At 40.1% G+C, this 21022-nt stretch carries 18 protein-coding genes; 14 read left to right on the forward strand and 4 right to left on the reverse strand.

Annotated features, from left to right (window positions below; translation table 11 throughout):
* The first annotated feature begins 3 nt into the window (after positions 1-3).
* The 6 genes from CLOL250_RS03105 (at position 4) to CLOL250_RS03130 (ending at position 6764) form a co-directional block, all read left to right on the forward strand.
* Positions 4-726, forward strand: a complete 723-nt coding sequence (locus CLOL250_RS03105; RefSeq protein WP_008400614.1) for a hypothetical protein — start codon at positions 4-6, stop codon at positions 724-726.
* 31 nt (positions 727-757) lie between these two features.
* Positions 758-2005: a diaminobutyrate--2-oxoglutarate transaminase gene (gene ectB / locus CLOL250_RS03110; RefSeq protein ID WP_008400615.1), complete on the forward strand. Its 1248-nt coding sequence runs from the start codon at positions 758-760 to the stop codon at positions 2003-2005.
* Between the two features lie 298 nt (positions 2006-2303).
* The gene (locus CLOL250_RS03115; RefSeq protein ID WP_008400618.1) at positions 2304-4190 is read left to right on the forward strand and encodes a DUF4153 domain-containing protein; all 1887 of its coding nucleotides are present in this window, start codon (positions 2304-2306) and stop codon (positions 4188-4190) included.
* Positions 4191-4333: 143 nt separating this feature from the next.
* Positions 4334-5005: a hypothetical protein gene (locus CLOL250_RS03120; protein ID WP_008400620.1), complete on the forward strand. Its 672-nt coding sequence runs from the start codon at positions 4334-4336 to the stop codon at positions 5003-5005.
* A 178-nt stretch (positions 5006-5183) separates the two neighbouring features.
* A complete protein-coding gene (locus CLOL250_RS03125; RefSeq protein WP_044944873.1) occupies positions 5184-6047 on the forward strand; it encodes a DegV family protein in 864 nt (287 codons plus the stop codon).
* Positions 6048-6221: 174 nt separating this feature from the next.
* Positions 6222-6764, forward strand: coding sequence for an NADH peroxidase (locus CLOL250_RS03130; protein WP_008400622.1), 543 nt, complete (start codon positions 6222-6224; stop codon positions 6762-6764).
* 199 nt (positions 6765-6963) lie between these two features.
* Here the strand turns inward: CLOL250_RS03130 and CLOL250_RS03135 are convergent, their stop codons facing one another.
* Positions 6964-7974 (reverse strand): DUF6709 family protein, encoded by a 1011-nt coding sequence (locus CLOL250_RS03135; protein WP_044944875.1) that lies wholly within the window; start codon positions 7972-7974, stop codon positions 6964-6966.
* A gap of 303 nt (positions 7975-8277) precedes the next feature.
* On the opposite strand from CLOL250_RS03135, the gene CLOL250_RS03140 reads away from it, so the two are divergent.
* From CLOL250_RS03140 to CLOL250_RS03165, 6 genes are all read left to right on the forward strand, one after another.
* Positions 8278-8970 (forward strand): VanZ family protein, encoded by a 693-nt coding sequence (locus tag CLOL250_RS03140; protein ID WP_008400626.1) that lies wholly within the window; start codon positions 8278-8280, stop codon positions 8968-8970.
* Between the two features lie 83 nt (positions 8971-9053).
* On the forward strand, positions 9054-9929 hold the full coding sequence (locus CLOL250_RS03145; protein ID WP_008400627.1) for a chorismate mutase: 876 nt from the start codon (positions 9054-9056) through the stop codon (positions 9927-9929).
* A gap of 26 nt (positions 9930-9955) precedes the next feature.
* The gene (pyrF, locus tag CLOL250_RS03150; protein WP_008400628.1) at positions 9956-10876 is read left to right on the forward strand and encodes an orotidine-5'-phosphate decarboxylase; all 921 of its coding nucleotides are present in this window, start codon (positions 9956-9958) and stop codon (positions 10874-10876) included.
* Positions 10877-10975: 99 nt separating this feature from the next.
* Positions 10976-11740, forward strand: a complete 765-nt coding sequence (locus CLOL250_RS03155; protein ID WP_044944900.1) for a dihydroorotate dehydrogenase electron transfer subunit — start codon at positions 10976-10978, stop codon at positions 11738-11740.
* Positions 11740-12651: a dihydroorotate dehydrogenase gene (locus tag CLOL250_RS03160; protein ID WP_008400631.1), complete on the forward strand. Its 912-nt coding sequence runs from the start codon at positions 11740-11742 to the stop codon at positions 12649-12651. The genes CLOL250_RS03155 and CLOL250_RS03160 overlap by 1 nt, the downstream gene beginning before the upstream one ends.
* 54 nt (positions 12652-12705) lie before the next feature.
* Positions 12706-16527 (forward strand): bifunctional diguanylate cyclase/phosphodiesterase, encoded by a 3822-nt coding sequence (locus tag CLOL250_RS03165; protein WP_008400632.1) that lies wholly within the window; start codon positions 12706-12708, stop codon positions 16525-16527.
* 219 nt (positions 16528-16746) lie between these two features.
* Here CLOL250_RS03165 and CLOL250_RS03170 read toward each other — a convergent pair whose 3' ends face one another.
* From CLOL250_RS03170 to CLOL250_RS03180, 3 genes are read right to left on the reverse strand one after another with little or no spacing between them, the layout of a single operon-like run.
* Complete coding sequence (locus tag CLOL250_RS03170) at positions 16747-16950, reverse strand: hypothetical protein (RefSeq protein ID WP_008400634.1); 204 nt, start codon at positions 16948-16950, stop codon at positions 16747-16749.
* Between the two features lie 15 nt (positions 16951-16965).
* Positions 16966-18153, reverse strand: a complete 1188-nt coding sequence (gene gltS, locus CLOL250_RS03175) for a sodium/glutamate symporter (protein ID WP_008400636.1) — start codon at positions 18151-18153, stop codon at positions 16966-16968.
* A gap of 25 nt (positions 18154-18178) precedes the next feature.
* A complete protein-coding gene (locus CLOL250_RS03180; RefSeq protein WP_008400637.1) occupies positions 18179-19144 on the reverse strand; it encodes a TAXI family TRAP transporter solute-binding subunit in 966 nt (321 codons plus the stop codon).
* 240 nt (positions 19145-19384) lie between these two features.
* On the opposite strand from CLOL250_RS03180, the gene pyrE reads away from it, so the two are divergent.
* Together pyrE and CLOL250_RS03190 are read left to right on the forward strand one after the other, a co-directional pair.
* Entirely contained in the window at positions 19385-20059 is a 675-nt protein-coding gene (gene pyrE, locus CLOL250_RS03185) for an orotate phosphoribosyltransferase (protein ID WP_044944879.1), read from the forward strand.
* A gap of 17 nt (positions 20060-20076) precedes the next feature.
* Positions 20077-20946, forward strand: coding sequence for a methionyl aminopeptidase (locus CLOL250_RS03190; RefSeq protein WP_008400640.1), 870 nt, complete (start codon positions 20077-20079; stop codon positions 20944-20946).
* Positions 20947-21022 lie beyond the last annotated feature (76 nt).

The following is a 21022-nucleotide window of genomic DNA, read 5'->3' on the forward strand; positions in this document are numbered from 1 at the left end:
AAAATGGGAACAGGTATTAAGATCGAAGTTCTTTATGGTGAATTTGCCAATCTTTTCGGAGAGCTGCAGAATGTTAATTATCTGAAATCATGCATTCCTGATGCAGAGGTGATCTACACTGGACTGCATGACAAACCGGCGTTTGCGGATGGCGGAGCGGATTTTGTATATATGGGTTCCATGACAGAGAACCAGCAGGAGCTGGCGATAGAAGCATTAATGCCGTATAAGGAAGAGCTTGCAGCACAGATTGATGCAGGAACAGTATTTTTATTCACGGGTAATGCCATGGAAATTATGGAAATGTACATTGAGAATGAAGATGGAAGTAAGATAACCGGACTGGGCTTCTTTGATACTTATGCGAAGAGAGATATGATGCATCGTTATAATTCATTGATCCTCGGAAAATATGAAGATATCAAACTGGTAGGATTTAAAGCACAGTTCAGTCATTCCTATGGAGATAATTCAAACAGTTATTTTTATGATGTGATCCGTGGTGATGGACTTCATCCGGGTGTACAGACAGAAGGATTAAAGAGAAACAATTTCTTCGGTACTTATACGGTAGGACCGTTTCTTGTATTAAATCCGTTATTTGTTAAATATCTGATGACACTTCTTGGAATCAAGGAACCAAAGCTTGCATATGAAGAAGTCATTATGAAGGCGTACAGACAGAGGCTTTCAGAATTTGAAGATGAAAAGTTGAGATACGAATAAGAGTCTTAACAGCTAAGGAGGCACAAAGACAATGAATGGTAAAGAGGTATTTGAAACATACGAATCAGAGGTAAGATCATATTGCAGAAGTTTTCCTGCAATCTTTACAAAAGCAAAGGGATCGATCATTACCAGTACGGATGGTACAGATTATATTGATTTCTTCTGTGGAGCGGGAGCGGTAAATTATGGTCATAACAATGATTTTATTAAAGGAAAGCTGATCGATTATCTTGCAAATGATGGCATTATCCATTCTCTTGATATGATGACAGAGCCAAAGGAAGAATTTATCCGTTATTTTGAGGAAGAAGTTCTTCAGAAGCGAGGCTTGAATTATAAGATCATGTTCCCCGGCCCAACAGGAACAAATGCAGTTGAAGCAGCATTAAAACTTGCAAGGAAAGTTAAAAAGACAAATCAGATATGGGCACTTATGGGTTGTTTCCATGGAATGACACTCGGAGCTCTGGCTCTTACCAGTGATTCCGGAAGCAGAAAAGGAGGCGGTGTATGTTTAAACGATGTTACACATATTCCTGCACCATATATGTTTCCTGAATTTGATACGATCAAATATATGGAGACGTTACTGACAGATGACCATTCAGGCGTTGAGAAGCCGGCGGCTTTATTTATTGAGACCGTTCAGGCAGAGGGCGGTGTTCAGGTATTCTCGGTTGAATACTTAAAGGCTGTCAGAGAATTATGTGATAAATATGGTATCCTTCTGATCGTTGACGATATTCAGGTTGGCTGTGCAAGAACCGGCACTTTCTTCTCATTTGAACGTGCAGGAATCGTACCGGATATGGTCGTAATGTCCAAATCAATCGGCGGATATGGTATGCCATTTGCGCTTACAATGTTCAAACCGGAACTGGATATATGGGCACCGGGCGAGCATAATGGAACCTTCCGTGGAAATCAGCTCTCTATGGTTGCTGCCAGATACGGTCTTCAGTATATGCTTGAAAATAATGTAGAAGCAGAAGTAAAACGTAAAGAGGAAATTGTCAGAACATACTTTAATGATAATTTGCAGGGGGATGCGGTTCAGATTCGCGGAATCGGTCTTATCTGGGGTATTCAGGTTGCTGATGGAAAGACGGCACTTGCAATCGCTAACAGATGCTTTGAGAAGGGACTTATCATTGAACGCGCAGGTCGCGATAATGATGTAGTGAAATTAATGCCTGCACTTACGATTCCGGATGATCAGTTGGTAAAGGGTCTGGATATTCTTGTATCAAGTGTAAAGGAAATCTGCAATTTGTAAAAGTATAGATAACAGATGTGAGTTATGCTCGTAATAATATAATATACCCCCGGGTGATGAAACATACGTTCAAGATATATGATTCATTACTCGGGGATATTTTATTATATCGATTAATGATCTGTATCTTTTTATTGTTTGGTATGTACACAGATCTCAGACAGTAGGATTGGCGAAGAGAGTTGGTTATTAAAAAGAGAATCGGTTGTTAAGAAATATTCACTTGACAAAAAACAGGTAACATGAAACTATGGATGTAGGATTTTTTGTTACAGGATGGAATGGGAGGTAACTTAATATGGATATAAATGGAACACCACCGAATTATGACGGACAGCCAAATTATAATAACGTGCCGCCAAACTTCGGTGAACAACAGAATTATAATAACGTGCCGCCAAACTTCGGTGAACAACAGAATTATAATAACGTGCCGCCAAACTTTGGAGGACAGCAGAATTATAATAACGTGCCGCCAAACTTCGGTGAACAACAGAATTATAATAACGTGCCGCCAAACTTTGGAGGACAGCAGAATTTTAACACACCGCCAAATTTTGGATGGCAGTCAAATTACGATTATAAGCTGAGAAGATCAAGACCGGGGGTATCGCCCGAACGGTTTGAGATTTTTGGCGGTTTTGCGTTTGGTTATGCCATGATCTACAGTGTGCTGATGTATCGAAATTATGCAAGTATCTGTGCTGTATTCATGGCGGTTATGACCGTTTTGTTTATGAGCTTCAGTATCATGCGCCATGAGAAGAATCTGCCGGTAAATGACGGAGAATCGTTATCTTTTGGGAAACTTTTGGGAAAGCAGACGAAGCTGATTCCGCATTATGCAGGTATCCTTTTGCTTGGGGTATCAGTTTGCAGGACCGATGATTCATTTTTGATAGTTTTGGATCATCTTTGCATTTTATTCCTTGTGTGTGCAGGGCTTCTCCGGTATTTTGATGATCTTAAAAACATGGGATTTGTGGAATATGGTCTTACGGTTATCGAGAAGATGGCAGAGCCGTTTACCTGTTTTGACCGTTTTTTCTCAGACTACAGACAATATAACAGAGAACATGAAAATGCAAGAAAACGTGCGAAATTTGTCTATATTCTGATCGGTGTTGTCGTTGCGATTCCGTTGCTGTTCGTAATGATTAGCCTGCTTTCCAGTGCAGATCAGATCTTTGGAGATGCAGTTGAAACATTACTTGGAAATATTTTCCTGTCATGGGATGCAATCTGGTTTCTTGTATTTGCATTTGCGGCGTTATTATTTACATATGGTATCATTGTGTCAGCACCGTTTGGAAGCAGACATCACAGACAGACAAAAGAAGGAACACATGAACCTATCATTGCGATCACGGCAATGGGGCTTCTTACCCTGGTGTATCTGTTGTTTTCAGTGATCCAGATCCTATATCTGTTTACAAATAATATGTCACTGCCGGATGATATGACTTATGCGGAATATGCCAGACAGGGATTCTTCCAGCTTATGTTCGTATCGGTGCTGAATGTGATACTGGTATTGATCTGTCATGCAATTTTCAGTAAAAGTACGGTGCTTAATATCGTACTGACTATTATGTCGGCTTGTACCTACGTGATGATCGCATCTTCGGCACTTCGTATGACAATGTATATCAAAGCATATGATCTTACTTATATGAGGATTCTGGTATTTGCAGCACTGGCTGTTCTTGCTGTGGTGCTTGCAGGCATGATCGTCAGAATCTATGCTGACCGTTTTCCACTGGTGCGTTATTCGATGTTTGTGATCGTTACTGTATATATCATCGTATCATTCCTTCGACCGGCTTATCTGGTTGCCAGATATAATCTGGAAAATCAGGATCCAAAGGATGTGGATTTCCGGTATGTGACGTCACTTGGTGCAGATGGAGCGGAAGAAGTATATGAGTTCATTGTAGATAACTATATGACGGGACAGGATGATGATTACTACGAGTACGATAACTACCAATATGACGATTATTATAACAAATATAATAATTATAAGGATATCAAGGGCTTCTCGTATGACAGAATGGAATGGTATTTTAATGGAATTCGGGATACCTATAAAGAAAAAGGTGCGATCCGTGGATTTAACTTCTCAAGAAACAAGGCAGAGAAGTATGCAAAACGTTTCTTTAAATGGTATGGAGAAGATGAATAAGGTACATTAATTTAGGATTAAAATGCGTTGCTCCTATTGTAAAAAAATGGGAAATAGTATAAAATAAAACTAAATTTGGGGCATACAGATGAGAGGTCAGAATGCCGCCGGATAAAAGATGATTTTATGGAGGTAGTAAAAAAATGAAAAAAGCAACAAAGAGATTATTAGCTGCATTTTTAGCCCTTGCAATGGTATTCACATTATTAGCGGTACCTGCAACAAGCATGAAGGATGTAAGCGCTGCAACCAGTAAGACTGTGTATATTAACCCGTATAGTGAAAGAGTCGTTTCCTATAAGCCGGGACGTGTAACTCAGGTATCCGGTGTTATCAGTATCATGGGATGTACAAAGGCATCTCAGATCAAAAAGTTAAAATGTTCAAACAAAGATATGAAGGTATCGGCAAAAGACGGATATATTCGTGTAGAATACGGAAAGAAAGCCGGTAAGGCAACAATTACCTGTACAGTAAAAGGTGTTAAACTTAAAACAACTTTTACTGTAAAGAAATATACCAATCCTGTAAGTTCAATCAAGATTGGAAGCAAGAAATATACTTCGAAATTTGCGAAAAATGATTATATCTACATTTCAAAAAAAGTATCAAAGAAGGCACTGAACATAAAGGCTAAAAAGGGTTGGACGATTAAATCAGTAAGTGTATATAATGGTAAGAGTAAACATTACGATGTAAATAAATCCAGTTTTTCCAAGAAAATCACATTGAACAAGAAATATGCAGATGTGTTCGTTACTATGTATCAGAAGAGTACAGGACTTACAGAGTCTTTAATGGTAACATACAGATAATTAAAATATAGAATTAATGAAAAGGTGTTGATATATATATCAGAAGAGATTATATGTCAGCACCTTTTTGTTGTACCTGTTTATAAGGTGTGGTATACTTTACATAGCGATTTGGTAAAATATATCATGTGGTTTTAAAAACCATATTTGCCATAAAAAGGTAATGGAGGATGTTAAAATGAATGATTATGTTATATTGACAGATTCATCCTGTGATCTGCCGGATGATATCGTGAAGAAATATCAACTGGAGATCTTACAGCTTGATTTTATTGTTGAGGGGGAGGGAAGCTTTCATAATGATCAGGCAGATATTGGGAAAGTATATAGCAAATTAAGGAATGGGGCAAATATCAAGACTTCTGCAGCGAATATCTCGCAGGCATCGGAGGCGATAGAAGCTTTATTTAATCAGAAGAAAGATATCTTATATCTGGGCTTTTCATCCGGACTTAGTTCTACTTATCAGACCGTGTATATGGCCGGTCAGGAATTAATGGAGGAGTATCCGGAACGAAAGATGATCAGTGTTGATACCCTTGCGGCATCTATGGGACAGGGACTTTTGGTATACAAAGCATGTCAGGCAAAAGATGCAGGAAAAAGTCTGGAGGAGAATGCACAGTATATAGAAGATATCAAGTTAAAGCTATGCCATTGGTTTACAGTAGACGATCTTTTCTTTTTAAAAAGAGGAGGCCGTATATCAGGTGTGACAGCAACGGTTGGAACGATGCTGTCGATCAAGCCAATCCTGCATGTGGACGACGAGGGACATCTGATCAATGTAAGTAAGGTCAGAGGACGGAAAGCAGCAATCACAGAACTTGTAAATCGGATGGAGAAGCTGGCGGTACATCCGGAAGACCAGGATATTTTTATCAGTCATGGTGATTGTATAGAAGATGCAGAGAAACTTGCTTCTATTATTAAAGAGAGATTCGGCAATGACAGGATCACGATATCCTATGTCGGTCCAGTGATCGGAGCACATTCGGGTCCGGGAACACTGGCATTGTTCTTCCTTGGAGAACACAGATAAACAGCATCTTACAGAATAAGGATAGCCGGAACAAAGGTTGATTAAAAAAATAATTGAGAATCATTCCTAATAACTATTGACATTTATCAAAAAGTGTGTAAAATAGAATTATAGAAATTGATAACGTTTCTCAATAAGAATAAATAATAGAAAAAAGCAAAGGAGATTTTAATTATGGCAAAGTTTGTATGTAGTGTATGTGGATATGTATATGAAGGAGAAGAAGCTCCTGCACAGTGCCCTGTATGTAAGGCACCTGCTGAGAAGTTCATCAAACAGAGTGATGATAAGACATGGGCATCTGAGCATGTTGTAGGTGTAGCACAGGGTGCACCGGAAGATATTATGGAAGATTTAAGAGCAAACTTCCAGGGCGAATGTTCAGAAGTTGGTATGTACCTTGCAATGGCTCGTGTAGCATTCAGAGAAGGCTATCCTGAGATTGGTAATTACTGGGAGAAAGCAGCTTATGAAGAAGCAGAGCATGCAGCTAAGTTTGCAGAGCTTCTTGGTGAAGTAGTTACAGATTCAACAAAGAAGAACCTTGAGATGAGAGTAGAAGCAGAGCATGGTGCAACTGCCGGTAAGACAGATCTTGCAAAACGTGCAAAGGCACTGAATCTGGATGCAATCCATGACACTGTTCATGAGATGGCAAGAGATGAGGCAAGACATGGAAAGGCATTTGAAGGTCTCTTAAAGAGATACTTCGGTTAATCATTCTATGAATGAGCGTGCATGAGAAATGGCACGGCAAAATAATTATGAAGTAAATATATAATACACTCTAATAAAAAATCCGGTTGTCAGAATTTTTTGACAGTCGGATTTTTTATTATACGGAATCAACCTCTTTTAGAAGTTCGTTCGATATTAATTTTCTATTGAATTTTTCTTTTAAATATAGAGATTATATTTATAATATTGATTCATCTTTTAATTTAAAAGATGAATTACCATTGCCGTTAAAGGTGTTAGGATCTAAGCCACTTGCAGTATCTGTATTTGTGCCATCTGTGTTTGAGAATGGAGTGGTTGGCTCAGATGTTTCAGGATTTGTATTTGCATATGCCTGATCACCGTACTGCATTGTTCCATTATAAGGGCTGTATGTATCATTCATACCCGGATTCTGTGCAACGGAACCAGTATAGTTCATACCCGGATTTTGTACGCCGGAATCTGTATAATTTATACCGGTATTCATATTAGGAGTATTTGGATCACCATATGCATCCGGATAAGGTGCTGATGGAATTTCTGGTGTATAGACCATATTTTTATGTCTGATGAAAGCAAATACGGCGAGCAGGATTCCAATGACAAAGAATACAAGTCCTATGATAATAGACGTGCGGCATCCTTCTTTTGTCATGACCTTGATGTAGTATGGCTGTATATAGGAATCCAATAGTGTTTTGTCTTCAGAGGTAAGGGTGATGTCATAAGAGGATGCATACATATCATAGACAAAATCTCTCATATACCCCATGATTTCATTGTTTGATTTGCATAGCTTTCCGGTATAGTGCAATGGTCCCGGATTGGTATCTGAATGATACCAGGTATAGTCCGATAATTTTTCGAGATCATCTTTCTTCGATTCTGCGACATTCAGTCCGAGATAGTAATCATTATTTTCAAGTGCATTGATCAGATAATATTGTTCTGTAGTTCTTTTGAATACGTAATTGGTAGTTTCGACATTTTCACAGAATGAATAATTGGCATATTCAACATTGATCTCTACATATTTGCCATCAGCCAGATCGCTTACTGATGCAGTATTTAGATTGAGAAGATCGCCGTTCAGATTGTTGTAATCACGAATCCCCTGAAAGGCAAATACAGTACCAATGACTGCGAATATAATGCCGGGAATAAGGAGATCTGAAAGTCTCTTTCTTTTTGAATTGTTTTTAAACATGTAATGTCCTCCCATTTTTGTTTTTGTGAGCAAAAATCTTCTTTTTGTAGTACAATAGAGTACAAGTTACGCTCTTTTGAAATTTTATCAAATCCGCCAGTTTTCGACAATGTGAAATCTGCTGAAAAAAAAGCAGCTATTATAAAGGTATGCGGGATGTCTGAATATTATTTTTTGGATAATTTGACCAGAGTAAATTATTTCAGAAAAACACGGGAGAAGAAATGGCAAAATGAAAGAACAGTAAGGTAAAAGAATAAAGAATGAGTAAAATAAACAGATCAGAAAAGGATTCGGACAGAGATGCAGAAGAATTATTCAACAAATAAAGTAAAATCCACAAATATAAACAAAGATAAAAATTCAGGCGGACCAAGAACAACAAATAGAAAAGCAAATAAAAATACAGACAGATCTGCAAACAGCATGGCATCATCAGCAAAAAGAAAACACAATACAGCAGACAGTAAAAAACGTTTCCTGTATCTGATTCCGGTTATCATATGGATGATATTTATATTCTATATGTCAGGAAAGACCGGACAGGAATCCTCCGGACAGAGTGGGAAGATCAGTTTGTTTATAACTGATCTCTTGGAAAAGGTACGGCAGGATTCACCACAGGAGATGCAGAATCTACAGGATATTCTGGAGCTTGTTATAAGAAAGGCTGCACATATGACAGAATATGCGATCCTGTTCTTACTTTCATATCTGGCAACGGTGAAGATATCCATGAGCCAGAGCAGATTTTATAACAGAAGCATAGCTGTCTTAATTTCGTTATTATATGCATGTTCGGACGAGATGCATCAGTTATTGGTTCCGGGCAGGAGCGGAAAAATGATAGATGTCGGGATCGATATGGCAGGAGTGTTGATTGTTCTAATATGTATGATTCTGTCTAAGAATACGAAATGGAAGATCATTTGTGGAGTACTTTTGGGAGTGCTGTTAGTTGCAGCATTTGTCGCTCTGCTATTTGTCCCGTTTTGAAAAACTGACGCAGGACTTCGACCATTTCCGTGTGCAGCGGTTTACTTCATGCTGAAAAAATGATATATTAATGAATATATGTTATGCCAAAAGGAGCCGGAGAAATGACATTAGAGGAAGTTAGAAAGCAGATCGACGTGGTTGATAAGCAGATCAAGGTGCTGTTTAAGGAACGAATGATACTTGCAGATCAGGTCGCAAGGGTAAAGGCAGAATCAGAGGATGCTATATATAAGCCGGATCGGGAAGAAGCGATCATAACGAAGCTGACCGGGGATGTAGACGACAGCATAAAGAAAGAATATACGGCATTGATCAAGCGTATTATGGAGGTCAGCAGAAAGTATCAGTATGGGAGAACATTAGAACTTCGTAATTGTCTGGATGTATCGTTTGTGACGGAGGAACCGAAGGTAAAGAAGCTTGCCATGCTGAAGCATGAACTTTACATATGTCAGGGCTATTCCAGAGATCTGGTAAATACAGTCAGTGATTATGAACAGGTCATGGAGCTGATCCGGAAGGATGAAGCAGATGCCGGAATGGGTATATTTGAGGATATCAGCTATGGTGTGTCGGATTCGCTGCATGAGGCACTTACCATGAATGATTTCTATATTTACAGGTGCGATGAGGTATTGGACGAGGGACACCGGAAGAAGGTCGTTACATTCGGGAAACAACTGGTAGTTCTGCCGGAGCATAACCGGTTAAAGATCGTCTTTGTCTGTAAGAATAAGAGCGGAAGTCTGGCGAGTGTGTTATCGATGATATCCGATTATGGCGTGAATCTGACCGAGATCCATTCGGTGCCGTTCCGTGGAGGAGAATGGAATTATCGGTTTTATATCGAGTTAAACGGCAACCTGCTTCAGAAAGAGATCCAGGCACTTGTATTCCAGTTGATAAATGAAACAGAGACATTTAAGATACTTGGAAGCTATTTTTGTGAACAATAAATTTTTATATATAAGGGAGAAAAGACATGATAGACAAATTAGTAAAAAAAATCAAAGAGACAAAGGCACCGATCGTTGTTGGACTGGATCCGATGCTTTCCTATGTGCCGGAATATATAAAGAAGACAGCATTTGATGAATATGGTGAGACTTTAGAGGGTGCAGCGGAAGCCATCTGGCAGTACAATAAGGGTATTGTGGACGCAGTTCATGATCTGATCCCTGCTGTTAAGCCGCAGATTGCTATGTATGAGCAGTTTGGTATCGAGGGTTTAAAGGTATTCCAGAAGACGGTTGATTATTGTAAGTCAAAGGATCTGGTTGTGATCGCAGATATTAAAAGAGGCGATATCGGATCAACATCTGCAGCATATGCAGTCGGACATCTTGGAAAGGTTGCGGTCGGAAGTAAGACATATTCCGTATTTGGTGAAGATTTTGCAACTGTAAATCCATATCTTGGTACCGATGGAATCAAGCCTTTTGTAGATGTATGTAAGGAAGAGAAGAAGGGAATCTTTGTACTGGTCAAGACATCAAATCCTTCATCCGGTGAATTCCAGGATCGTCTGATCGATGGCAAGCCGTTATATGAGCTGGTTGGCGCTATGGTTAATGAATGGGGCAAAGATACGATCGGTGAGAGCGGTTACAGCAGTGTCGGTGCTGTTGTAGGAGCAACGTATCCAGAGATGGGTAAGGTACTTCGTAAGATCATGCCGAAGTCATTTATTCTTGTTCCGGGCTACGGAGCACAGGGCGGTAAGGCTGCTGATCTGGTACATTATTTCAATGAAGACGGACTTGGTGCGATCGTAAATTCATCCAGAGGAATCATTGCAGCATACAAGCAGGAGAAATATGCTTCATTTGGCGAAGCAAATTATGCAGATGCTTCCCGTCAGGCAGTTGTTGATATGATCGAAGATATCAACAGCGTATTATAAATATCGGATTTATCAGAAAAACAGTATGCAGTACACGATGTGTGGTGATAGTGGAGGCGTACAGATCATATGGAAGAGATCACGGGAGGACATAGATACATGGGTAAAGTAAAGATAACAGCAGAGGTTGTGAGCCAGACCTGTATAGCAACAGATATATACAGTCTGATCCTGAAAGCAGGAGAGATTGCATCGCAGGCGGTTGCAGGTCAGTTTGTTTCTGTATATTCAAAGGATGGAAGCCGTATGCTTCCAAGACCGATCAGTTTATGTGGAATTGATAAAGAAGCAGGTACGCTTCGTCTGGTATATCGTATCGCAGGAAAGGGAACAAATGAGTTCTCAAAATTACAGGCAGGAGATATGGTGGATATTCTTGGTCCGCTTGGAAATGGCTTTATGAAGGAGTCCGGAAAAGCAATTCTGATCGGTGGTGGAATCGGTATTCCGCCGATGCTGCAGCTTGCAAAGGAGCTGGACTGTGAGAAGTCCATCGTACTTGGATACCGGGATGAGCTTTTCTTAAATGAAGAATTTGAACCATATGGTACCGTGTATCTGTCTTCCGAAGATGGAATGCATGGAACAAAGGGAAACGTAATAGATGCGATCAAAGCATGTGCGGTAACCGGTGATATCATATATGCCTGTGGCCCGACTCCGATGCTTCGTGGAATCAAACAGTATGCGGCAGAGCAGAATATCCGTTGTGAGATTTCATTGGAAGAAAAGATGGCATGTGGTGTAGGTGCCTGTCTTGCCTGTGTCTGTCAGACAAAGAATGTGGACGAGCATTCAAAGGTACACAATGCAAGGATCTGTGCAGATGGTCCTGTCTTTTATGCTGAGGAGGTGGAACTGTAATGAGTAAAGTAAATATGGCGGTAAACATCGCAGGAGTAGAATGGAAGAATCCAATTACAGTTGCATCCGGTACATTTGGTTCAGGTATGGAGTATTCGGAATTTGTCGATCTGAACCGTCTGGGAGCAGTTACGACAAAGGGTGTGGCAAATGTTCCGTGGCCGGGCAATCCGACACCCAGAATTGCAGAGACATATGGCGGAATGATGAATGCCATCGGACTTCAAAATCCGGGTATTGATACTTTTATAAAAAGGGATCTTCCGTTCCTTGCAAAATATGATACAAAAGTGATCGTAAATGTATGCGGAAAGTCAAAGGAAGATTATATAGATGTCGTAGAACGGCTGGCAGATACAGATATTGATATGCTTGAGATGAATGTATCCTGCCCGAATGTAAAAGAGGGAGGAATTGCATTTGGTCAGAAGCCGGAAGCTCTTTATGATATAACACAGGCAGTAAAGAAGGTTGCAAAGCAGCCGGTGATCATGAAGCTCAGTCCGAATGTTACAGATATTACAGAGATGGCAAGAGCTGCGGAAGCAGGCGGAGCAGATGCGCTGTCACTTATTAATACACTTACAGGCATGAAGATTGATGTTAAGCGTCGTACATTTGCTGTAAAGAATAAGACTGCCGGTGTATCAGGTCCCGCGATCCATCCGATCGCAGTACGGATGGTGTATCAGGTCGCAAATGCTGTCAAGCTTCCGATCATAGGCATGGGCGGTATCGCTACGACTGAGGATGCTCTCGAAATGATCATGGCAGGTGCATCGGCAATTGCAGTTGGCACAGCAAACTTCAATAATCCATATGCAACAGTGGAGATTACAGATGGAATTGAGAAGTATCTGATCGAGAATCAGATTGATGATATAAATGAGTTGATTGGGTGTGTAAAATAAAAGATATTGGGTTGTCTGCTTTATAGGATGTATTGGGGAGGCAGTTAGTTGGTTATGGAAAAACAATTTGAAGAAATTATATATTCCAGATATCAGGCACGTATCAGAGATATGAAGATTCTAAAGGTAGATGAGGGATTTGAACAGATCCTTGGTTATTCCGCGGAAGATGTAGAGCGCTTACAGCTTTATGTAAAGGATATTATGCTGGATGAAGATTGGGAGGATTATACAAAGATCATCTATGCAAAGATGTCGAGCCGGGGAGAAGCATATCTGGGACATCGGTTAAAAAAGAAAAATGGTGAAATTATATATGTATTTTGTTTTGGGAGGGCATTTCAGTCGGAAGAAGGAGAAATGTGCGGGGAGATCCTTATTACAGATATAACAAATACCAAGAAGTTGTCGAAGCAGCTTGAAAATCTGACCGATATCAATTCTGAACTAAATATGGAATTAGCGGATAAGAACCGTATGCTGGAGTCTATTCTCAATAATCTGGCGGGCGGTGTCGGAGTATTTGATATCGGAAATAAGAAGATCACAGTAGAATATATCAGTGAGAGCTTTTATAAGATGTTCGACCTGAAAAAAGGTCAGCTTGGTACAGAAGGAAATGAATATATCAATCTGGCATTTGAAGAAGATCGGAAAGAACTGAAACGACAGATTAAGGAGACCTTGTTGTCAAATAAGATGACAATTGGTGAATATCGCTTTATTAATAAAAATAATCCGGAATCATATTATTGGGTGCAGGTATGCCTGTCGCTTCTTGCGGCAAGAAAAAGCGTTTTTTCCATATGCGCTGTCTGTGTAGATATTACGGATAAAAAGAAAGAAGAACTGGAAAAGAGTGCACAGACCGAGATGCTGAAGTTAGTGGCGCAGGGAAGTGATGAACTCTTGTTTTCCTATACGGTAGAAGATGACAGCATGGTTATATCTAAGTATATGGACGGCAGAACCATAACTGTTTTTGATGATAAAGATTTTGCTGCAAACCTTGCTCAGTGTCAGTTGATCTATTCGGAAGACAAAAAAACGGTATCAGATGTATTGGCTGAATTGACAGCTGTTAAGGATACCGAAACCGTTGAAATCAGGGTCGATTTTATCGGTAATGGTATGTATCTCTGGCATCGTGCAACGCTTGTCAGCGTTGCTGATACAAATGGTGTGGTAAAAAAGATTGTAGGTAAATTGTATTCGATTCATGAAGAGAAGCTGCAGAGTCAGGAATTGATTCTACGTGCGGAACGAGATTCTCTTACAGGGGTTTATAATCATAGCACCTTTGTGTCTAAAGTATCCAGGTTCCTTGCGGAATTTGATGAGACGCTGTGTGCACTCTATATGATCGATCTGGATGATTTTAAATTAGTAAATGATGCACTGGGACATTATGCCGGGGATGATTTGTTGTGTGACACAGCAGTTGTTCTGGAAAGTGTTGCAAATACATATGGTGGATTTAGTGGTCGTCTCGGCGGAGATGAATTTTCTATGTTTATTCCGGATGTAGTCGATGAAGATACGGCATACATGGTTGCGAAGACACTTAATAAAGGAATTCGTGCGATTAAATGTAAGGCGGAGCACTCGGCATCGATCGGTATTGCAGTTGATACTATATCAAAGTCGTTGAAATTCGATTCTTTATATTATAAAGCGGATCAGGCGTTATATTATTCCAAACGGCAGGGCAAAGACCGCTGTATGCTTTTTTGTGAGAAGATGGATGAAGCTAAACCGGTATTAAATTCCAAGTTCAGCAGTTATTCGGATGAAGAGGATTATCTGTTGGATGATATCTCGGATGTTGTATATGTAACGGAGATGAATTCTTATAAGCTGCAATATATGAATAAGGCAGCCAAGCTTGGTGTCGGTCTGGCTGAAGATGATACTTCTTATATTGACAAGCATTGTTATAAGGTGCTTCAGGGTATGGATCTTCCGTGCAGCTTCTGTACGAATAAGCTGTTATCAACGGAGAAGAGTTTTATCTCGCATCATAAGAATCTCAATAACGGAAAAGAATATGTTTTAAAAGACAGGATTGTAAACTGGCATGGAAGAAAGTGTCGTATGGAGATGGCTGTTGATATTTCTGATGCCGATAAAGTAACACAGGTTCTTTCTAACCGTTATGATATTGAGGATGCGTTGGTATCCAGTATTACACAGATTTCTACAGGAGGAGAGCATTCCTTAAATTACAGCAAACTGTTAGAAACACTTGGAGAATACTATGGCGCAAAACATGCTTGCCTGGTGGAATGTGATTCCAATAAGTTATGTGAATATCATGAATGGAAATCAGCAAATAGTAATTCGTTTGGGAAAAAACTGGAGATCTTTTATAAAGAAACTGTCCGGAGGGAACTGCAGAGTATATCGAGCAAAAAAGGTGCACTGATCATTAATCATATTCCGGACTACCCATACAAAACTTCGGATCTGTATTCGTTTTTTTTGGAAAACAGGATATGGTCAATGTATTCTGTCCCGATCAAAGACAATAAGTCTGAGATTATTGGAAGGATCATTATCTTTAATCCGCAGCTTCACAGTGGCGACCTGAAGCTTATGAATCTTTTATCCTTGTATATTGGAAATGATATTGTCAGCCGGGCACTTGCAGAAGAACGAAATTATGAAGTAACGCATGATCGTATAACGGGAGCATATAATCGTATCTGCTATATGGATTACATAAACCGCAGACAGAATCTGGAATCAGTGGGTATAGTGATTATTGATATCAATGAAGTGCGTAACATATATGATGAATTTGGACAGTTCTTTGTTGATAATCTGATGATCGATTATTACCGACTGTTAGATAAGGTATTTCCGAAATCCTGTATTTATCGGATTGGAGATGATGATTTTGCTGTAATTTGTGAGAATATTTCACAGTGTGATTTTCTGGATCAGGTTCGTGCATTGAAAGGTCAGATTAAGATTGGCGATTTTACGGCATGTATCGGATATGTATGGGATGATTATGAGAAAGATATCAAGCGGATGGAAAACCATGCGTATGATATGCTCTATATGGAGAAACAGAAGTGGTACGATCAGAAGGATGAACATTCTTATAAATGGAGTACATTAACGAGAGAGCTTGTAAAAAAAGACATTGAAGACGGAATGTTCTTTGTGTATTTACAGCCGAAGGTGGACTATTCGAATGATCATTGTTATGGTGCGGAAGCACTGGTGAGATATGCCAAACCGGATAACCTCGCAAATGTGATCGATCGTCTGGAAAAAAGCAGAAATATAAAGTATATGGATCTTTTTGTGCTTGAAAATGTATGTAAAATGCTTATACGTTGGAAAAAAGAAGGGTATAATCTGATCCCGATCTCCTGTAATTTTTCCAGAATATCTCTGTTGGAAGAAGATATGCCGGAGCGTATCAATGCGATTGTTGAATCTTATGGAGTCCCAAAGGATATGATCGAGATCGAGATTACAGAGTCTGTTGGTGAGATGGAACATGAGATGGTTACCAGAATTGCAAATAAACTGCATACTGCAGGCTTCAGGATTGCCATGGATGACTTTGGAACAAAATATTCCAATGTATCGATTCTTTCTTCTATGAAGTTTGATGTGATCAAGCTGGATCGGAGTATGGTTTATAATATAGACAAGAATATAGCTAGCAGAACGATTTTAAGACATCTGGTTGAGATGTGCACAGATCTTGGAGTGGAATGTATTGCGGAAGGAGTAGAGACCAAGAAACAGGCAGAATACCTGAAGGAAATGGGATGCAACCATATTCAGGGCTATCTGTACAGCAAGCCTGTGAATATCGAATCCTTCGAGCAGGTCTATATGAAAAGAGAAGAATAAATAAAAGACTCCCTGTAGACGACATATATATCTTTATTTCGCAGAACACTTTCGTTCTATCTTACTCTGTATAACTTCGAACTAACCCCGGCTAAGCCTCGGTAAGGTCTCAGTTATCACGTAGCGGTGCTAAACTCATCACTTTACAGTGATTCGTTAAGAACCGACGTTCAGATAGGTCTGCTACATAAAATATATATGCTGTCTGTAGGGAGTTTTTTATTTTTTCTTCCTGATATGAACTTCCGGGATGGCCACATCATAGGAGATGTTCGCTTCCTCCTCGAAAGATTTTGTATGTACAGGATTCGAAGCGTCAGCGTCATTCGAATCCGAGTCTGACTGCGTATGAATTTCAGGAATTGCGAGATTGTCGTAAGTCAGATTATAATCTTTTTTCTTATCTTTTCTATGTCCGAACATGAGAATATCCTCCTTTTATAACAGGTTAATGAAGAATGTAATAACAAGGCTGTTGATAAAGTCTGCAAATAAACTGCCAACAAGCGGAATCAGGAGATAGGCTTTTACGGATGGCGAATATTTATCACAGATCGCCTGCATATTTGCCATGGCATTTGGTGTTGCCCCCATTCCAAAACCACAGGTTCCGGCAACCAGAACAGCAGCATCGTAGTCACGTCCCATGATGTTGAATTCAACAAAGTATGTGAACAGACAGATCAGAATAACCTGACTGGTCAGCAGGATAAATAATGGAAGAGCGAGAGATGCAAGCTGCCATAGTTTTAATGTAATCATTGCAATACCGAGGAACAGGGAGAGAGCAATACCGCCAAGGTCGTTGATCTCACCCATATGAATCGTGAACTTACCGGAATATTCACCGATATTTCGAATCAGTGCGGCTGCGATCATAGCACCGATGTAGATTGGAAAAGTTAACCCGGTTTTTGTCAGTAACCATGAGAATATCGTTCCGAGTCCTATTGCAAGGATCAATTGAAAAACAGCGGCTGCATACATATTTGTATGACGTTCATGTTTCTTTTCTTCTTCGATCAAAAGGCTGTCATCTTCAGGCACAACCGTTTCTAACAGATTCTTCTTCTCAATCAATCGTTTTCCGAGTGGACCGCCGATCAGACTTCCGGCGATCAAACCAAAGGTTGCAGCTGCAGTACAGATTGTGGTTGCACCGGATATGTCAAAGTCTTCCAGAACCGGACCGAAGGCACCTGCGGTTCCGTGTCCGCCGACCATTGGGATTGATCCGGTACACATACCGATCAGAGGGTCAAGTCCAAGGATCCTGGACATGCCGACAGCGAGTAGGTTTTGAAGTACGATCAGAGCAATAACAAGTCCCAGAAAGACCGCCAGTGATTTGCCACCGCTCTTTAAGACCTTCAGATTTGCCTGAAAACCTACAGAGGTAAAGAAGAATACCATACAGACTTCCCGTAGGGTATCATCAAAGGAAAATTCTGCCAATCCCGTACTGTAACAGATGCAGGTGAAAATTGCAAATAAGAGTCCGCCTATAACAGGAGAAGGTATACAGAATTTTTCCAGAAAGAAGATTCTTTTTTTCAAAAATGTTCCAAGCATCAACACAAGGACGGCAATCGCAAGTGTCTGATACATATCTAATTGAATTTTCATAATTACCCTTTCTTATGTTCAGAAATTATCGTACATCAACGGTAATCCCTTTTTCTTTGTAGTAAGCAGCAGCCCCTTTGTGAAATGGGATCGTGATGCCCTTTGTTGCTGCCTGTTCATTTAACTGCATATCGATCGAAAGTGAATATTGCAGATCATTTGCATGTTCAAACAGCAGCCTCGTAAGATCTTCTACAGTATCCTTCGATAAGTCGTTATCTGCAAGCATGACAGCCTGCACACAGACCGTTGATACATCCTCGGTCTGACCGGAATAGGTATTTGCGGGAATGGTAAAATCGGAGTAATACGAATAAGCAGACAATAGCTTATTTTTACAACTGGCGTTAAGTCCGATCAAACGGATATCACAGGTTCTTGTCAGCTCTTCAATGACCGTGGTCTGAATGCCTGCTGTAACAAAGAAAGCATCAATTTCACCGGAAACCAGGCTTTCGGCAGCATCGATATAGTCAAGGTTTGTGGTTTTGACCAGATCGTTATTCAGACCGGCAACCTCAAGGATCTGTTTTGCATTTCGTTCCGTACCGGAATCGGATGCTCCGATGCTTATGGTTTTTCCGGTCAGGTCATCGAGAGACTTGATGTTTGAATCTTTTTTTACAATGATCTGGCAGGCTTCCGGATACAGAGAGGCGATAGCGGAATATCCACTGATCGATTTCCCCGCAAATGTGCCTGTTCCATTTACTGCGTCGTCAATCATATCATTTTGTGCAATACAGAGATCAATGTAACCGTCGGCAAGCAGTCGTAGATTTGCCGCAGATCCGGCAGTCTTCTTTGCTTCAATGCTGTAATCAGGGGCATCGTTGTTGACCAGACCGGCATAAGCATTTGCAAAGGTATAATAGATACCGCCGATATCCGCCGCGCCGAATCGGATGGCGTCTTTTTTGCTGCTGCATCCTGTTCCGATAGTGGAAATAAGCAGGATCAGACAGAGAAAAAGTGCTGTTTTTTTCTTCATATTGATAAAATTTCCTTTCTAATGTATATATTTTTTCGTAAATATGGTAATATAGGACGGAATTGTTCTAAAGGTATGTCGAAAAATATAGACCTTTGGCTATTGTACAACAATTAGATACAAAATGGAACAGAAAAAATTAACCATTTGTGTTTCGAAACCATTTGTGCTAGAATGAGTTCGAAATGCCTAACTAAAGGGTACATAAATGGTCTGAAATCAAGGAGGAATGAAAGAAAAATGGAACAGTACAAACAGGAATTCATTGAATTTATGATCGATTGTAATGTATTAAAATTTGGAGATTTTACAACAAAGAGTGGAAGAAAAACACCTTTCTTTGTAAATACCGGATTTTACAGAACAGGGGCACAGTTAAAGAGACTGGGTGAGTTCTATGCGGAAGCAATCAACAGTGCGTTTGGTCTTGATTTTGATGTATTGTTTGGACCTGCATACAAGGGAATTCCGCTTTCAGTAGCAACTACCATGTCAATTGCAGAAATGTATGATGAAGACATCAAATATTGCTCAAACAGAAAAGAGATCAAGGATCACGGAGATAAGGGGATCTTACTCGGAAGCCCGATCTCAGATGGTGATAAGGTTGTTATCATTGAAGATGTAACAACAGCCGGAACATCAATCCAGGAGACTATGCCGATCATTAAGGCACAGGGAGATGTAGATGTTATGGGACTCGTTGTTTCTGTTGACCGTATGGAGCGTGGACAGGGCAAGAAGAGTGCACTGACAGAGATTCAGGAAGAATATGGTATCCAGACAACTGCTATTGTTACAATGGCAGAGGTTGTAGAGCATTTATATAATAAAGAATATAAGGGAAAAGTCATAATCGATGATAAGTTAAAGGCTGCGATCGATGCTTATTATGACATTTATGGCGTAAAGTAGAAACGGTTGGTAGAAAAATGAAACTAGGAAGAAATGATATCTGCTGGTGCGGAAGTGGAAAGAAATACAAATCCTGCCATTTGAACATCGACAGCAAACTGGAAGAAATGAAGCTAAAGGGATATAAGATCCCGACGAGAAGAATGATGCGTTCACCGGAACAGATCGAAGGAATCCGCGTGGCATCCAAGGTAAATACAGAGGTGCTTGATTTCATCACTCCATTTGTAAAAGAAGGAGTATCTACAGGTGAGCTTGATCGAAGAATCTATGAATATACGAAATCAATTAATGCAATACCTGCCTGCCTTGGATATGAAGGATATCCGAAGAGTGTCTGTATATCGATCAACGATGTTGTCTGTCATGGTATACCGGATGAGAAAACAATCTTGAAAAATGGAGATATTGTCAACATTGACTGTACAACGAAATATAATGGATATTTTGGCGATTCATCCCGTATGTTCATGATCGGAGATGTTGATCCGGTCTGGAAGAAGCTGGTAGAGGATACCAAGAAAGCACTGGATCTTGGAGTAGAAGTATGTAAGCCATATTCAACGATCGGTGATATCGGATATGCGATCAATACATTTGCCAAAGAGCAGGGCTATTCTGTTGTCCGTGAGATCGGCGGACATGGTGTGGGACTTGATATCCATGAAGATCCGTATGTCAGCCATATCGGACAGCCGGGCAAGGATTATGTGATTGCTCCAAGCATGACATTTACGATCGAGCCGATGATCAATCTTGGTGTGCCTGACGTATGGCAGGATGCTGATGATGGCTGGACGATCCGTACAGATGATGGCAAGCCATCTGCCCAGTGGGAATACACCCTTCTTATGACCGAGCACGGAATTGAGATTTTGGCCAAATAATACTTTCATATAATTATACAAAACACAGGGATTGCCCCTATACAGACGATAAGCCCCATTATAAATGACTCGTTAC

Origin of the sequence: Clostridium sp. L2-50 (assembly GCF_000154245.1) — a bacterium.
GTDB lineage: Bacteria > Bacillota > Clostridia > Lachnospirales > Lachnospiraceae > Coprococcus.